The sequence below is a fragment of the Pseudomonas sp. PA27(2017) genome, from assembly GCF_001945445.1.
Lineage (GTDB): Bacteria > Pseudomonadota > Gammaproteobacteria > Pseudomonadales > Pseudomonadaceae > Aquipseudomonas.
This window is the reverse complement of sequence record NZ_MSXW01000016.1, coordinates 211,122-226,713: the sequence shown is the minus strand read 5'-3', so window position 1 is coordinate 226,713 and position 15,592 is coordinate 211,122. Positions and strand designations below refer to the sequence as shown.

Here is a 15,592-nt window from a genome sequence, read left to right as displayed (position 1 = left end):
GGCCCGTAGCTCGGTTGAGCGCAGCGATACCCAGGAACACCCTCTCTCAGTCGATCAGGCCATTGGCGTCATAGAACGGATACGGGCCCGGGTATTCGCCGAACACCCCGGTGTGGGTGACCAGCCCATGCTCAACATGCCAGCGGTGCAGCAGGTAGCCAGGTGGCTCCAGATTGAAATGCGCCGGTGCGCTGGGCTGCAGGTCGAGCACGATCTGGTGGGAAACACCGGGGCACACACAGCTGAGGCTACCGGCGAAGCGCCGCTGGATCGGGCGATGCAGGTGCCCGCAAAGCAGCCGTTCCACCTGCGGGTGGCCGCCAATCAGCCATTCCAGCGCCGCCGCATTGCGAAACGGCTCGCGGTCCATATGGCCGATGCCGCTGATGAACGGCGGGTGATGCAGAACCAGCACCGTCGGCACCTGCGGGCGCAGCGCCAGCTGAGCATCCAGCCAGCGCAACTGGCTGTCTTGTAACTGCCCTCCATGGCTGCCAGGAATCGTCGTATCGAGACCGATCAGGCGCACGGGATGGGTATCGACCACCCAGTCCAGCGGCGCCTCGGGCGATTGCGGGAGATAAGCATGATCGGCGAAGGCTGCCAGCAGATGCCCGCGATCATCATGATTACCCGGCACCAGGTAATAAGGCATGGCCAGGCGCTCCAGCTCGGGGCGCAGCACGGCGTATTCGTCGGGGTGGCCGAAGTCCACCAAGTCACCGCTGATGACCATGATGTCCGGGCGCGGCTGGCTGGCGTTGAGGTGGTCGACCGCACGGCGCAGCGCCGCCAGGGTATCGACCACTCCGTAACTCAGCTTGCCGCCGGCCTTGAGGTGCAGGTCGCTGATCTGCGCGATCAGGAAGGTCGAAGCGTTGGGGATGACATCAGGCATTGAGGCTGAACACACGTTGAGGCTCGACGGCCAGGTTGATCCAATCGCCAGGGGCGTGCACGCGGTCGTCGCTACTGTCCACCGACAACGGCTGCGCGCCGCCCACGTCCACCAGCAGGCGGCTTTGCGCGCCCTGGAAGAATTGCCCGAGCAGCCGCCCGCGCACGTGACCCGGAGCGCTGGTCACCCGCAGATGCTCGGGGCGGCAATACAAGGTGCCCGGCAATTCGCTGGCACTCCAGGGCAACTCGCCGCCGTTGACCTGCACGCCGTTGTCGGTACGGCCGAGCACCACGAAGGCATTCAGGGTGCCGATGAAATTCGCCACGAAGGCATTGGCGGGCTGCTGGTAAAGCGCTCGCGGCGTGGCGAGCTGGGCGATGCGGCCACGCTCCATGACCAGGATGCGATCGCCAAGGGCCATGGCCTCGCCCTGGTCGTGGGTGACGAACACCGCAGTGATGGCCAGCTCGCGTAGTAACTGGCCAAGTTCGCTGCGCAGGCGCTCGCGCAACTGGGCATCCAGGGCTGCCAGCGGTTCATCGAGCAGCAGCACCCGCGGGCGTGGCGCCACGGCGCGGGCCAGGGCGACGCGTTGGCGCTGGCCGCCGGAGAGTTCATGGATGGCGCGGTGGCCATAGCCTTGCAGGCCGACCAGCTCGAGCAACTCGGCGCAGCGCCGTTCGCGTTCGGCGCGGGGCATCTTGCGCACCTTCAGGCCATAACAGATGTTGTCGGCCACGCTGAGGTTGGGAAACAGCGCGTAGTTCTGGAACACCATGCCCACGTCGCGGCGCTCGATGGGCAACTGGGTGACATCCTGCCCGGCGAACGACACCTGCCCGGCATCCGGCCGCTCGAGCCCGGCGATCAGGCGCAATGTGGTGGTCTTGCCGCAGCCGGACGGGCCGAGGATGGCCAGGGTTTCGCCGGCCTGGATCTCCAGGCTGAGGTCGTCCACAGCGACGGTGCCATCGGCGAACGCCTTGCGGCAGTTGTGCAGGCGAATGGAGGTAGCGGTCATCGTTGGTCTCCACGGGACAGGCGGGCGCTGATGGCCTGCAGGGCGATCAGCAGCGGCACGATCATCAGCAGGAACAGCAGGGTGTAGGCGCTGGCGACTTCCAGCCGCGCCGAGGCGTAGCTGTCGGCCAGGCCCACTGGCAGGGTCTTGGTCATCGGCGTGTGGAGCATCCAGGTCAGGTTGAACTCGCCCAGCGACAGGGTGACGACCATCAGCACGCCGGCGAGGATGCCGGCCCTGCAGTTGGGCACCACCACGGTGAAGAAGCGGCGCAGCGGGCCGGCGCCGAGGCTGGCGGCGGCATCTTCCAGGGTCGGCAGGTTCTGGCGCTGCATCACCGCCATCACCGGGCGCACCAGAAACGGCAGGGTGAACAGCACATGTCCGACCAGAATGAACAGCCAACTGCCGCGAAAGCCGCCGAGATGACCGTAGGTGAGCAGCAGCGCCAGTGCACTGGCCAGGCCGGGTATCGCCACCGGCAGTACCATCAGTTCCTCGAAGGCGCGGCTGAAGCGGTTGTTCATGCGCACCAGGGCGTAGGCCGCCGGCACGCCGATCAGGCAGACGCACAGGGCACAGGCCACCGCCAGTTGCAGCGACAGCCACACCGTCGGCGAATAGGCCTGCCAGACCTGCACGAGCCAATCGAAGGTCAGGCCGCTGGAAAGGCCCTGGAAATAATTGCGGGTAAGCCCGGCGAGCAGCGACAGCAGCACCGGCACCAGCATGAAGGCGCAGACCAGGCAGGTGAAGATCAGCTGCGCGGCAAACAGCGTCGAGCGTTTCATAAAAGCCCTCCAGACTGGCGCACCCACTTCCTGACCACCAGCAGCACTGCCCAGGTCAGCGCGCCGAGGATCACCGACAGCGCCGCTGCCACACTGAAGTTGGCGTAGTTGGTGAATACGTTGTAGATCGCCACCGGTGTGACGTTGAGCTGGGTACCGAGAGTAAACGCGGTGCCGAACGCGCCCATCGAGGTGGCGAAGCAGATCGCCCCACAGGACACCAGCGCCGGCATCAGCCCCGGCACGATCACGTCCCACGTGACCCGCCAGTGGCTTGCGCCAAGCGAGCGAGCGGCCTCCTCCAGACTGGCATCGAGGCTTTCGCTGGCGGCCATCACGGTGAGGATCACCCGCGGGATGGAGAAATACAGGTAGCCGAGAAACAACCCGGCCAGCGAGTAGGCGAAGATCCAGCGCTCACCCACCAGGCCCATGCCCAGCGCGGCGAAAACGCCCTGGCGGCCAGCCAGCAGAATCACCAGAAAGCCCACCACCACACCGGGGAAGGCCAGGGGAAAGGTCAGCAGGGCGACCAGCGCCGAACGGCCGAAGAAACGCTGGCGGGCGAGAAACACCCCGCTGATGCTGCCCACCAGCAACGCCGCCAGGGTCACCGTGGCGGCCAGCACGCTGGTCTGCGCCAGGCTGCTCAGATATTGGCCGCTGCTCAGCACCTGCCAGTAGCCACTCGCCTCACCGCGACTTTCGCCGCCGAGCAGCACCAAGTGGGCCAGCGGCAACAACCAGAACGCCAGTAGCACCGCGGCTGCCGGCACCAGCGCCACGGCCGCGCCAGGTCGCCAGCGCCGCAGCGACCGGCTATCGGCCCTCACGGTAGCGTGGTTGCTCAGCGCGCCGCTCACTTCAGCGCACCTCTTTCAGGTAGCGCGCGGCGAAGGCTTCCTGCACCGCGGCCATCTTCTGGTAATCCACCACACCGGCCCGGGCATAGTCGCTTTCCGGCAGGAAGCGCGCCGCCACCTCGGCGGGCATCTGCACCGGGCGCACCGGCCGCAGGTAGGCATTGGCCCACAGCGCCTGGCCTTTGTCGGACAGCACGAAATCGAGCACCTTCTCGGCGTTGGCCCGGTGCGGAGCGTTTTCCACCACGCTCATCACGTAGGGCACGCTGATGCTGCCCTCACTCGGAATCACGAAGGCGACGTTGGCCTGGTCCTTGTAGCGCGCACGGTAGGCGTTGAAGTCGTAGTCGACGAGGATCGGCAGCTCGCCGGACAGCACCCGCGCATAGGCGGTCTGCTTGGGCACGATCGGCGAATTGCCGGCCAGTTTCTTGAAGTAGTCGATGGCCGGGGTGAAGTCGTCGAGGTCGCCGCCCATGGCGCGGTTGATCGCTACCGCCGACACGTAGCCGACGAAAGCGCTGGACGGGTCGAGATAACCGACCATGCCCTTGTACTCGGGCTTGAGCAGGTCGGCCCAGCTTCGCGGCACCGGCAGGCCGCCCAGTGCGTCGACGTTGACCATGATGCCCAGGGTGCCGGAATGGATGGCGAACCAGTGCCCTTCAGGGTCTTTCAACCCGGCGGGAATATCGTCCCAGCCCTTAGGCTTGTAGGTACCGACCACCCCGGCGCTCTGCGCCTGCAGGCCGAAGGTCACGCCGTAATACACCACGTCGGCCATCGGTGCGGCGCGCTCGGCCACCAGCTGCGCCAGGGCCTGGCCGGAATTCTTGTTGTCCAGCGGCACCTTCACACCGGTGTCTGCGGCAATGGCTTGAAGCTGGGCGCCCCAGTCCGCCCACTCCGGTGGGCAGTTGTAGCAGATCGCCGTTTCGGCGGCGTGGCTCAGGCTGGCGGTACCGCACAGCAACAGAGCCGCAAGGGTTTTACGCAAGCGGATCATCGGACGTCTCCTCGAGGGGGCGGATACTCTCGCCTGGCCGGATATGGCACGGCAGGCAGTGGGAAGCGGGGCTGGCACCGGCGATCTGCGCCAGCAGCTGGTCGATCACCCTGTGCGCCAGCTCGGTGATGGGCTGCACCACGCTGCACAGCGTTGGGTGCATCTGCATGCCCAGGGCGATGCCGTCGAAACCCATCACCGAGAGCTGACGGGGCACGCTCCAGCCATTTCGACGCAGCACGTTGATCAGGCTGATGGCCAGCAGATCGTTGGAACAGAGCAGCGCGCTGGGCGCCTGCGGGCCGTGCAGCCAGGGTTCGATGGCGGCGAAGTCGGCCTGGGTGTGGGCGGGCATCTCGATCAGCGGCAGCGCCGGTAGCCCGGCCGCGCGCATGGCGTCCTGATAGCCGGCGTAGCGCAGGCGCGCACGATCCGACTGCAGCGCCGAGCCGGCGACCATGCCGATGCGCCTGTGGCCGGCCTCCAGCAGATGCCGGGTGGCCAGGGCCATGCCGGCGCGGTTATCCACCGACACGGCGCTGTACTCGGCATCCTCGGGCTGGTGGTAGGCCAGCACGAAGGGTGTGTCCTCGTGAGTCAGGCTCTGCAGCACGTGGTTGCTGCGCGCATCGGTCACCGTCAGCACCAGGCCGTCGACGCGCTGGCGCAGCAGTTCCTCGACCACGTCGCTCTCGCGCTCGGCCTGGTAGTCGGTGGTAGCCAGCAGCAGGTTGTAGCCGCGCGCACGCGCCGCCTGCTCCATGGCCTGGAATTGCTCGGCGAACACCGGGTTGAGCAGGTTGGGCACCACCACGCCGATCAGTTGGGTGGTCTGCAAACGCAGCTGCCGGCCCAGGCGGTTGGGGCGAAAACCCAGCTGGCGCGCCGCGGCGAACACCTGCTCACGGGTATGCGGGCGCACCATATCCGGCGAGGCGAATGCCCGCGCGGCGGTGGCCCGCGAAACGCCTGCCCTGAGGGCAACCTCTTTCAGATCCGTCATGCTCGCTCGCTTTGAGATCGATCTCATTGGCGAGCAACTTAGCGAGCGCAGATGGCAGTCGCGCGACGAAGGGATGACAGTTCGGTTTCAGAGCGCTTTCCAATTGCCCAGCGAGAGAAGTGTCACTAAAGTGATACTTCATCCACGCACCGAGTCCTCTCATGAAAGTCGAGTTGGTCACCAACCTGAAGCGACAGGCCACCAAGATCCTTGCCGACCTTCACGAATCCAAGGAACCTGTTCTGATCACCGAGCACGGAATACCCTCGGCCTATCTGGTGGATGTCGATGACTACCAGTTCATGCAGAAGCGCCTCGCCCTTCTGGATGCCCTGGCCCGCGGCGAACGGGCCGTGATCGAGGGCGATACCGTCAGCCATGAACAGGCCAGGCAACGGCTGAGCAAATGGCTGAAATAGTCTGGACAAATCCCGCCCTCGAGCAACTCGACGATCTGGCGCAGTACATTGCCTTGGACAAACCCGATGCCGCTCGCGCGCTGGTCAGGAAGGTGGTTGAAGCGGTCGGACGTTTGGCGGAGTTCCCTCTGTCAGGCCGCACCCCTGACGAGCTGCCAAACTCGGTGTATCGCGAAATCGTCGTCCCGCCCTGCCGGGTTTTCTACCGCGTTTCGGATACGACGGTCTTCATCATTCACGTCATGCGAGAGGAACGGGCGCTACGCGCTCATATGCTCGAATGAGCGTCAGTGTGACGTCATGGATGAGTGTTGGTCCGCGCACGCAGCAATACCCAGGAATACCGTCCTTACAACGTCAGGGTAAACCGCGACAGCAGCGCGCCGGGCAGCGCCATCGAGCCGGTTTGTCGCGCGCCATAGGTGCCACTGGGCAGCAGCAGCTCCGGCTCACGGGTCAGGGCTTCCAGGTTCGCGCCGAGGAAGTCGAACAGCGAGTCGTCGAAGCGCATGGTGTCCACCGGCGCCCTGATGCGACCGTCCTCGACCCAGAAGGTGGCGAAGCGGGTCATGCCGGTCAGGCGCCCGGCCGGCAGGTCGGAGAAGTTGCTGTACCACAGGTTGCCGATATACAGCCCGGTGCCGAGGCACTGCAGGATCTCGGCCTCCTCCAGCTCGCCGCCGTGCAGGTGCAGGGAGAACGGGTACTCACCGCTGCCCGCGCCGTTGGCGATCAGTCCGTGTTCGGCGGCGCTACGCGAGCTGACCAGGCGCTCGCCCGCCTTGCCCTGGCTGACCAGACGCAGCGGCTGACGTGGCCCCTCGCGGGTAAAGGCCGGCGCCAGGCCCCCTTCGATGCGCTCGTCCAGCGTCACTTTGTCGCTCAAGCTGGCGCTGCCGGCGAACAGCCGCTGCAGCGGGCTGCCACCGGTGGCCAGTGCCTCGGCGGAAAAGCCCCAGGCGAACAGCCCGAACAATTCCTCCAGCGCCGCAGGCGTCAGGTAGGCGCGATAAGCCCCCGGCTTCAACTCATGGGCGGGTTTGCCCAGATGCTCCAGTTGCTCACGGGCGAACGCCAATTTGCGGGCGAAAGCCTGGGCGTCCCATTGCTCGCCGGCATAGCTGCTTTTCACCGCCTGGCCGTTTTCGTGGAACAGGCTGAACTCGAAGTTGAAGCTGCTCGCCGCGTGCCAACCGAAGGCGCCCCAGGAGCTGGCGAAGCCCTGATACTGCGGCCCGGCGGCGTAGAAACCGACCAGGTCCAGCCCGGCGGCTGCCTCACTGATCTGCGCGATGGCGATCTCGCTGTGCTGGGCCGCGTCCCCCGCCGCGGTCTCGCTGCGCCAGGCTTCGCGGTTCAGGCGCAGGTAGGGGTCATCGGCGAGCGTCGGCAATACCGCACGCAGGCGCTGCAGCGCCTGGTCGAGGCGCGGTAGGTCGTCATCGATCACCCCGCTCAAGGCCAGTTCGAAGTCGCCATGCCGCTCGCCCTGGTACAGCGCCAGGGTGGCGTACGCCTGCTGCACCTGGCCGGCCTGGCGCACGCGGGCGTGGTTGAAGCGGATGAAGTCCGAGGCCTCGGCCTGGTACTCCAGGGTAAAGCCCTCGCCGGCCTGCAGCCCGGCGTTCAGGTGCGCGAGCAACGCCTCGAAATGCTGACGTGCGTTCATCAGGCTGCCCCTCCAAATACGTCGACATCGGCGAACACGCACGCAGGCGTGGCGTGGCCGACGCGGATCACCTGGTTCGGCTCGCCCTTGCCGCAATACGGCGTGCCCAGCACCTCGAAGGTACTGGCGTCGCCGACCACCTTGAGGTTGCGCCAGAACTGCGCGGAGATGCCGCGGTAGTTGGGGTTCTTCACCACGCCCTTGAGCTCGCCGTTGTCGATCAGCCGGCCCCACTCGCAGCCGAACTGGAATTTGTTGCGCGCGTCATCGATCGACCAGGAGCGGTTGTTGCTCATCAGAATGCCGCGTTCGATGCCGCCGATCAGCTGCTCCAGGCGCTGGTTGCCGGGCTCGACATTGAGGTTTGCCATGCGATCCAGGGTCGGGCGGTTCCAACTGCAGGCGCGGCTGTTGGCGACGCCCTCCAGCCCGCTGCGCCACTGCGACAGCGCGCCACCGAGCGGCCGCTGGAGGATGCCCTCGCGGATCAGGTATTCGCGCTGCGCCGGGGTGCCGTCGTCGTCATGGCGATAGCTGGCCAGCTCGCCCGATACCGTTGGGTCGAAGGTCACGTTGAGCAGCGACGAGCCGTATTGGTAACTGCCGAAATCCTCCTGGCGGATAAAGCTGGTGCCGGCAAAATTGCGCTCGTCACCGAGGATGCGATCCAGCTCCAGCGGATGGCCGATGGACTCGTGGATCTGCAGGATCATCTGGTCCGGCATCAACAGCAGGTCGCGGTGACCGCTCGGCGTATTGGGCGCCAGCAGCAATTGCAGCGCCTCGTCGGCGATACGGCTGGCGGTGCCGACCACGCCCAGCTCGTCGATCACCTCGGCACCGCCCTGGCGCGCCAGGTGGGTGCCGCCAAAGCTGCGGCTCTGGCTGTCGGCGCCATCGCTGGCGGTAACGCCCAGCTGCGGGAACACGTAGTGCTGAGCGCGGCGCAAACGGGCACCGGCGCTGTTGAGGTAAATCTGCTCGGTGGCAGTAAAGGTCAGCCCGGCGTACCAGTCCACCAGACGCTCATCCCGCGGTACCCGCGCCGACTCGGCCGCCAGCAATTCGTACCAGTGCGCCGGGCTGGCCAGAGCGCGCTGATAGCCGGGCATCACGTCATCGGCCTGCTCATGGGGCACCGGCAGCTCATGCAGATCGAGCAGATTGCGCCCCACCAATTGCCGCGCCAGCCGCTCGGCCTTGTCGAGCGCCGCCTGCAACCCGGCCTGGCTGAGATCGCTGGTCGCCGCATAGGCCTCCACCCCGGCCACCCGCACACTGAGCATGGCCCCCGCATCGTCCGAAAACGACGGCGCCCGCGCCACATTGCGACGCACCCAATAGCGCTCGGTGGTCTCCCGCACATGGCGCAGCGACCAGAAATCGGCGGTGGAACGCAGGGCGGCGAAGCGGCGTTCTAGGGTTTCGCTGAAGGCGAACATGGGGGCTCCCTTGGTAGGCGGCATAGGGAGGCAGTATGGGAAGGATTGGCAGGGTGGGGCAACCAGGGAGGTGGCAAGCAGGCCGTAGACGGATGGCTATTTGATGGCGTAGTGTCTGAACCAGTTTTCTATTAGTGCGCGATTAACAGCAAGGCCGCCCTGATTAGCAAAGGTCTACACATTGGGACAGCCCGCCTCTTCAGTATCCGATGGTGAATAAAATAGTGTCGCGCATTCTACTCGCTGCCTAACCAGATGAGCGGAATACAAATAAATAAAAACCACTACACAAGAAACTAGCACTCACGCAAGGAGAACATCATGGCAATACCAAAACATGAGATCAAAGAAATGAATTTACTTTTAGACCGCGGAATGAATATCTCAAGCATATGGGAGAAATTCCCCCACTATGATTATTGGGAAATATATTGGAGTGTCAGTGACTTCAGTCTCCTAGGGAAAAAGAGAATCATCACCAATCGCATAAATTCAGTTCGTTGCGCAACCACAAAGGTCGAACGTGACAAACTGCTGAGTGAAATCAATTCTCTCGTCACTGAAATGTATAAACTAACAAAGAGGAATGGTAAAAAACTAGTAGAAATCGGAAAAATCATCAACCGTTAAATTTCGCCAGATCATCCTCCAACATTGAACTAGCGCTTTACAAACCAAGATACCCCAATGGATAACACCAAATAAACCTGGCCACACCAATCTTAATATAGCCAACTACAAAAACTTACACACACTCAGGAAGAGACATGTACTCACAAGCAACCCTAATTACTGCAATTATTTTCTCCGCACTTGCTTCTGCTGCTCTAATATCCTTCCTTTCCGCCCGAAACAGCAAAAAACTTTCGCTCAATATTCAGGAGCTAAACTCACTAACAAACAATCATCAAAAAACAATCCACCTTCTTGAAGCAGAATATATTAAATCAAAAAACACTCTCGAAGTTGAACACTATGAACTAATAAAAAGTACAAAAGAAAAATCCTATAACGAAGGTTATGATGTTGGCGTAGCTGCGAGTCAAAAAGACCAACTCGTTGAGCTTGCAAATATCAAATCAGCACATCGTGAAGAGCTCGCAAAGGCAGAGAACGAGGCTGAGAAGAAAGGACGAACGATTGCGAGAATGGAGCACGAAGCTCAGGTGAAGGCATTTGGCGTTGAAATCAGACCATATGTCAGAATTGAGAAAAAGACAGGCGTAATATGGGATGAAAACACGAGCCACATCGGGTACCAATACCAGCTTTTAGTTAATGGAATACCCGCATTCCAGCCACATGTCTTGATTGAAACGTCCGAAAATATAAAAACCGTGGATAAAGAGACTATTGCAAACCTTATAAAGCTAGCTCAAACATCTGCAGAAATCGCTGCAAAAGCTTACCTTAGCGGAACATCGTCAAATGCTCTAACTGTCGGACAAGAAATAGTAAAACAAGTTAGTGTATAGAAAAAGCTCACATTCAATACCAACAACTGCTTCAGACGTGAGGTGGACAACGCGAAGCTTGTCCACCGCATTCAAAGCACCTAACCAGAACTAAAACTAACATCATCTCCCCCAACCCAAGCCTTGCCCCACCAAGCCCTTCTCCTTACCTTGTCCCCTCGCCTTCCCGCCTTCAACCGCGAGTCTCCCCACCATGAAAAATCTAAAAATCAGCGCCGTCACCACCCTGCTTATCGGCCTGTCGGGTTTTGCCCAGGCTCAGGAAACGCCGTCGCACCTGGACAAGGTGCTGGAGAAGGGACAACTGGCGGTGTGCACCACCGGTGACTACAAGCCATACACCTTCCTGCGTCAGGACGGCGAGTACGAAGGCATCGATATCGAGATGGCCCAGTCGCTTGCGCAGAGCCTCGGTGTGAAGGTGCAGTGGGTGCCGACCACCTGGAAAACCCTGATGCCGGATATGGTGGCAGGCAAGTGCGATATCGGCATGGGCGGCATTTCGGTGACGCTTGAGCGCCAGAAGAAGGCGTTTTTCAGCAGCACCCTGGATGTGGACGGCAAGATTCCCCTGGTGCGCTGTGAAGACGTGTCGCGCTACCAGACCGTCGAGCAGATCAACAGGCCAGAGGTGCGCCTCATCGAGCCGGCCGGCGGTACCAATGAAGCTTTCGCGCGGGCCTATCTGCCCAAGGCGCAGCTGAACTTCCACGACAACAAGACCATCTTCCAGGAACTGCTGGACAAGCGCGCCGACGTGATGATCACCGACTCGTCCGAAGCCCTGTACCAACAGAAACGCATGCCCGGCCTGTGCGCAGTCAACCCGACCGCCTACATGCAATACGGTGAGAAGGCCTATCTGCTACCGCGCGACGACATGACTTGGAAGAGCTATGTGGATCAGTGGCTGCATTTGAGCAAGGCCACCGGCGCGTATCAGAAAACCCTCGGTCACTGGCTGGCCGTGCCGGGTCAGTGATTGGATCGCGCCTGCGCAGCGCGCAGGTGCGATCAGATGGCAGGTTAGAAGCTCAGGTCTACCTTGGCCCACAGCGTGCGCCCCGGTTCGTTGATCCGTTGCGGATCATCGGCCAGGAAACCGAAACCGGAGTTACCGGCCAGGTTAAGGTGCTCGCTGTAGGTCTTGTCGAACAGGTTATCGAGGCCGGTGCTGACCTTCAGCGTGTCGCTGAACCGGTAGGCCGCGTTGAGGGAAAATACCGCGAAGCCGCTGCTGTCGCCGAAGTCCTTGCCCACCACGTTGCCCTGCCCCTCGCTGACCCGATGCTGAGCGGCGACCACGCGCCACAGGGCGCCGGCGCTCCAGCGCGGCTGTTCGTAGGTCAGCCCCAGACGCGCCTCGAGCGGCGGCATCTGCGCCAACGCAGCACCGCTGCTGCTGTTCTTGCCCCAGGCATAGGCCAGGGTCGCGTCGCTCGTCCAGTGATCGGTCCACTGGTAGCGGGTTCCCAGCTCACCGCCCATGATCCGTGCATCGACGTTGTCGGCCCGCGAGGTGCTGCCCATCATCCCCGTGGTGTAGGTGTAGAGGATGTAGTCGCGAACCTGCCCGACGTAACCGGAAACCCAGGCGTCCAGACGCTCGCTCCGATACTGCAGGCCAACGTCCAGCTGGGTGGTTTTTTCCGGCTGGATACCCTCGAAGGCATTCGCCGCACCTTGGGGCCCCATGGTGGGCGAGAACAGCTCCCAGTAGTCGGGCATGCGCTGCACATGACCGAGCCCTGCGTACAGGGTGGCAGGCCAGCCGCTCAGGTCGTGCTCGTAGCGAGCGAAGCCGCTGGGCAGGGTTTCGGCACGGCTGACGCCAGCCGTTGGATTGGGCCGGCTGCCCATCATGCCGCGGATGCTTTGCCGGTAGTCCTTGGCCCAGGCGCGATCGAGGCGCCCGCCAGCAATCACGCGATCCCCCTCGGCCACGTGCCAGGTGGCTTCGGCGAAAGCCCCGTAGTTGTGGAAGCCGGCGTCCTTGTTCCAGGCGAAGGCACTGGCAGGCGTGAGGGTGGCGCTCATCATGTCGTAGCTGGAGCGTCTGGCACGGCGCTCGCTGCGCTGGGCATCGACGCCGGCGATCAACTCCACGTCCTGCCAGGTGAGCGTCGCAGCAAGGCGCCCGCCCAGGGTACGGCGGTCGACGTTCGACGCCATTGGCATGGGCATGCTGCCGGTGGCATCCGGCGTGCGCAGGCTGTAGTTGTCCATCACGTGGTCGGCATAGTTGTAGTAGAGGTTGCCTTCGACCTTGCTGAGCAGGCCACCCAGGTTTTCACGGTGAAAACGCAGGCCGAGGCTTTCGCGCGCCAGCTTGCTGGCATCCATGCCACGCCCGGCATAGCGCGACTCGCCGTCGCCACGGCCAGCACTGACTTCGATCAGGGTGTCGACATCCGGCGTCCAGCCGAGGGCGACGTCGCCACTCCACTTCTCCCAGCGTGACGGCAGGGTGTCGTCGTTGCCATCGCGGTAGTCGTCGGCGCGCGCCTGGCTGCCGATTACCCGCATATAGCCCTGCTCGCTGCCCACGGCGCCATCGACCAGCTTGTCGAGGCGCCCACGGGAGCCGACCAGCAGGCTGGCATCCAGGCGGCTGCCCGGTTCGGCGAAGCGCTCCGGCTCACGCTCGAAACGCACGGTGCCTGCCGAAGCGCCAGGTCCCCACAGCACGGTCTGCGGGCCTTTGATGACCGTCAGTTGGTCATAGGTGGCAGGCACGATGTACGAGCTCGGCGCGTCCATGCGCGAGGGGCAGGCACCGATCATCTGGCCACCGTTGGCAAGCATGTTCAGGCGCGAGCCGAACATGCCGCGCAGCACCGGATCGCCATTGCTGCCGCCGCTGCGAATGGCGGAGAAGCCGGGAATGGTCTTCAGGTAGTCGGTGGCATCGGTGGCGGGTACTGGCTGGCGCGGCGCCTTGGGATCGGTGACTACCTTTAGCGGTGAGTCCTGCTGCACGGCGGTAATGACGGTGGCTTGCAGCTCGTGATGCTGGTGCGGCTCGCCAGCCAGGGCGGTGCCAGCGAAACCGAGCAAGGTGCCAAGGCTCAGGGCCTGGCGCAAACGTAGGCTCATGGGGTGGAGCTGAAAAGCGTTGCAGCGATTGGAAACGGTGGTCATGTTCAGGCATTCCTGATGCAAACGGTACGAAACGCGGCGCCGGAAGGGCGTTGCGCTGGTATGGGATCAGGAGTTTGTTGACGGGCAGGCGGGCACGCGGCCCTTGTCGGGTGGATTGGAGCGCGTAGCTGACGCTCTTTCATCCACCCGCCAACGTTCAAATGGTGGACGGATAAGGCGTCGTCCACCCTAGGCAAAGCCACAGCCGTTTCGTCACAGACTCAGGCGATCAGGAAGACCGGAGAGGCGCGGGGATTGGCCGACGGCCATACGAAACGCGGCGGTGCCTTGCCCTGCGGCGCACGTGCGAGGCGCAACGCTCGCTTGGCACGCGGCAGCCAGGCCAGCGCGAACAGCAGGGCAAGGCCCATCACCGCTGCCGAGCACAACGGGCACTGGACGGTGCTCATCAGTGCGTCGGCCGGCACCACGGTGGAGGCATCGGTGGCATCGCCATGCAGGGAGCAGAACTCACCACCCAACCCGCTCAACTGCAGGCCGGCCCCCTGGCCATGGTGAATGGCACAGGCGAGCATCGCGAACAGGATGCTGGCGTACAGCACCCAGGCGATCAGCGAGCGATCCTGGCGGGCGATTTTCATGGCGGCGACTTTACGCTAACCCGCCCCCTCCGCGGCGCGATCAATTGCCGCACCGCCGCCTGCGGTCGTTGCACATGATGCGCGAGGCCGCCCCGACACGATCACTACGACGGCGTGCTCAAGCCTGCTGCGTTCATGAACAAACGCAGCAGATAGGACAGCAGCCCCAGGCTCAGCACGCTGACCGTCCAGATGCCGGCCAGCCAGGCGATGCGTTGCCAGAGGGGTTTCTTTTCGCTGGTGTTGTTCATCAGTGGTACCCCTGATCCGGCGTGACCTTACCGCGGAACACGTAGTAGCTCCAGGCGGTGTAGACGAGGATGATCGGGATGATCAGCAACGCGCCGACCAGCGCGAAGCCCTGACTTTGCGGCGGTGCGGCCGCCTGCCAGATGGTCAGCGAGCCGGGCACGATGTTCGGCCACAGGCTGATGCCCAGGCCGCTGTAGCCGAGGAAGATCAGCACCAGGGTCAGCACGAACGGCTTGCTGTTGTCGTGGTTGGCCACCGAGCGCAGCAGGTAGAAGAAGCTCGCCAGCACCAGCAGCGGCACCGGGGCGAACCACAGCAGGTTGGGGAAGGTGAACCAGCGCTCAGCGATACTCGCCTGGGACAGCGGCGTCCACAGGCTGACGATGCCAATCACCGCCAGCAGCGCGAGGGCCAGTGGCCGGGCCAGGTCGTGCATCTGCTTTTGCAGACGACCTTCGGTCTTCATGATCAGCCAGGTGCAACCGAGCAGCGCATACGCCGCGATCAGGCCCAGGCCGCTGAACAGCGGAAACGGCGCCAGCCAGTCCAGCGAGCCACCTGAGAATGCCCGGCCCTCGACCGGGATGCCTTCGATGAACGCGCCCAGCGCCACGCCCTGGAAGAAGGTCGCCGCCACCGAGCCGCCAATGAACGCCTTGTCCCAGATATGCCGCTTGTGGTCCTTGGCCTTGAAGCGAAACTCGAAGGCCACGCCACGAAACACCAGGCCCAGCAGCATGAACATCAGCGGTAGATACAGGGCGCTGAGCACCACCGAGTAGGCCAGCGGAAAGGCCGCGAACAGCCCGGCGCCGCCAAGCACCAGCCAGGTTTCGTTGCCGTCCCACACGGGGGCCACGGTGTTCATCATCACGTCGCGCTCGCCCTTGTCGGGCACGAACGGAAAGAGGATGCCGATGCCCAGATCGAAGCCGTCCATGATTACGTACATCATCACGCCAAACACGATGATCACCGCCCAGATGACCGACAGATCGATACCCATG

The 15,592-nt window shown here is 63.2% G+C and carries 17 protein-coding genes; 5 read left to right on the top strand and 12 right to left on the bottom strand.

What is annotated here, in order from left to right:
• Positions 1–46: 46 nt before the first annotated feature.
• Genes BVH06_RS09105 through BVH06_RS09080 form a run of 6 tightly spaced genes read right to left on the bottom strand, consistent with a single transcriptional unit; the run spans position 47 to position 5,585 of the window.
• Positions 47–898, bottom strand: coding sequence for a phosphodiesterase (locus tag BVH06_RS09105; protein ID WP_075933842.1), 852 nt, complete (start codon positions 896–898; stop codon positions 47–49).
• Positions 891–1,922 (bottom strand): ABC transporter ATP-binding protein, encoded by a 1,032-nt coding sequence (locus tag BVH06_RS09100; protein WP_075933841.1) that lies wholly within the window; start codon positions 1,920–1,922, stop codon positions 891–893. Before BVH06_RS09100 ends, BVH06_RS09105 begins: the two co-directional genes overlap by 8 nt.
• Positions 1,919–2,713, bottom strand: a complete 795-nt coding sequence (locus BVH06_RS09095; protein WP_075933840.1) for an ABC transporter permease — start codon at positions 2,711–2,713, stop codon at positions 1,919–1,921. Before BVH06_RS09095 ends, BVH06_RS09100 begins: the two co-directional genes overlap by 4 nt.
• On the bottom strand, positions 2,710–3,564 hold the full coding sequence (locus tag BVH06_RS09090; RefSeq protein WP_256562829.1) for an iron ABC transporter permease: 855 nt from the start codon (positions 3,562–3,564) through the stop codon (positions 2,710–2,712). Before BVH06_RS09090 ends, BVH06_RS09095 begins: the two co-directional genes overlap by 4 nt.
• Positions 3,565–3,577: 13 nt before the next feature.
• Complete coding sequence (locus BVH06_RS09085) at positions 3,578–4,582, bottom strand: ABC transporter substrate-binding protein (RefSeq protein ID WP_075932266.1); 1,005 nt, start codon at positions 4,580–4,582, stop codon at positions 3,578–3,580.
• The gene (locus BVH06_RS09080; RefSeq protein WP_075933839.1) at positions 4,566–5,585 is read right to left on the bottom strand and encodes a substrate-binding domain-containing protein; all 1,020 of its coding nucleotides are present in this window, start codon (positions 5,583–5,585) and stop codon (positions 4,566–4,568) included. The genes BVH06_RS09085 and BVH06_RS09080 overlap by 17 nt, the downstream gene beginning before the upstream one ends.
• Positions 5,586–5,746: 161 nt before the next feature.
• Here BVH06_RS09080 and BVH06_RS09075 point away from each other — a divergent pair, with 161 nt between their 5' ends.
• Both BVH06_RS09075 and BVH06_RS09070 read left to right on the top strand, forming a co-directional pair.
• Positions 5,747–6,004: a type II toxin-antitoxin system Phd/YefM family antitoxin gene (locus BVH06_RS09075; protein ID WP_075932268.1), complete on the top strand. Its 258-nt coding sequence runs from the start codon at positions 5,747–5,749 to the stop codon at positions 6,002–6,004.
• The gene (locus BVH06_RS09070; protein ID WP_075932269.1) at positions 5,992–6,288 is read left to right on the top strand and encodes a type II toxin-antitoxin system RelE/ParE family toxin; all 297 of its coding nucleotides are present in this window, start codon (positions 5,992–5,994) and stop codon (positions 6,286–6,288) included. Before BVH06_RS09075 ends, BVH06_RS09070 begins: the two co-directional genes overlap by 13 nt.
• Before the next feature lie 65 nt (positions 6,289–6,353).
• Here the strand turns inward: BVH06_RS09070 and BVH06_RS09065 are convergent, their stop codons facing one another.
• Both BVH06_RS09065 and BVH06_RS09060 read right to left on the bottom strand, forming a co-directional pair.
• The gene (locus BVH06_RS09065) at positions 6,354–7,673 is read right to left on the bottom strand and encodes a TldD/PmbA family protein (RefSeq protein WP_075933838.1); all 1,320 of its coding nucleotides are present in this window, start codon (positions 7,671–7,673) and stop codon (positions 6,354–6,356) included.
• Positions 7,673–9,115 (bottom strand): TldD/PmbA family protein, encoded by a 1,443-nt coding sequence (locus BVH06_RS09060; RefSeq protein ID WP_075933837.1) that lies wholly within the window; start codon positions 9,113–9,115, stop codon positions 7,673–7,675. Before BVH06_RS09060 ends, BVH06_RS09065 begins: the two co-directional genes overlap by 1 nt.
• Before the next feature lie 321 nt (positions 9,116–9,436).
• On the opposite strand from BVH06_RS09060, the gene BVH06_RS09055 reads away from it, so the two are divergent.
• The 3 genes from BVH06_RS09055 (at position 9,437) to BVH06_RS09050 (ending at position 11,572) form a co-directional block, all read left to right on the top strand.
• Positions 9,437–9,745: a hypothetical protein gene (locus BVH06_RS09055; protein WP_083651953.1), complete on the top strand. Its 309-nt coding sequence runs from the start codon at positions 9,437–9,439 to the stop codon at positions 9,743–9,745.
• A 137-nt stretch (positions 9,746–9,882) separates the two neighbouring features.
• Positions 9,883–10,590: a hypothetical protein gene (locus BVH06_RS25350; protein WP_139315601.1), complete on the top strand. Its 708-nt coding sequence runs from the start codon at positions 9,883–9,885 to the stop codon at positions 10,588–10,590.
• A 193-nt stretch (positions 10,591–10,783) separates the two neighbouring features.
• Positions 10,784–11,572 (top strand): transporter substrate-binding domain-containing protein, encoded by a 789-nt coding sequence (locus BVH06_RS09050; RefSeq protein ID WP_075933836.1) that lies wholly within the window; start codon positions 10,784–10,786, stop codon positions 11,570–11,572.
• 44 nt (positions 11,573–11,616) lie between these two features.
• Here BVH06_RS09050 and BVH06_RS09045 read toward each other — a convergent pair whose 3' ends face one another.
• The 4 genes from BVH06_RS09045 to cydB all read right to left on the bottom strand — a co-directional run bounded on the left by BVH06_RS09045 (position 11,617) and on the right by cydB (position 15,591).
• Positions 11,617–13,731: a TonB-dependent copper receptor gene (locus tag BVH06_RS09045; protein WP_075933835.1), complete on the bottom strand. Its 2,115-nt coding sequence runs from the start codon at positions 13,729–13,731 to the stop codon at positions 11,617–11,619.
• A gap of 221 nt (positions 13,732–13,952) precedes the next feature.
• Positions 13,953–14,333: a DUF2946 family protein gene (locus BVH06_RS09040; protein WP_075932275.1), complete on the bottom strand. Its 381-nt coding sequence runs from the start codon at positions 14,331–14,333 to the stop codon at positions 13,953–13,955.
• 104 nt (positions 14,334–14,437) lie between these two features.
• Complete coding sequence (locus BVH06_RS09035; protein WP_075932276.1) at positions 14,438–14,584, bottom strand: DUF2474 domain-containing protein; 147 nt, start codon at positions 14,582–14,584, stop codon at positions 14,438–14,440.
• A complete protein-coding gene (gene cydB, locus BVH06_RS09030) occupies positions 14,584–15,591 on the bottom strand; it encodes a cytochrome d ubiquinol oxidase subunit II (RefSeq protein ID WP_075933834.1) in 1,008 nt (335 codons plus the stop codon). The genes BVH06_RS09035 and cydB overlap by 1 nt, the downstream gene beginning before the upstream one ends.
• Between the last annotated feature and the right edge of the window lies 1 nt (position 15,592).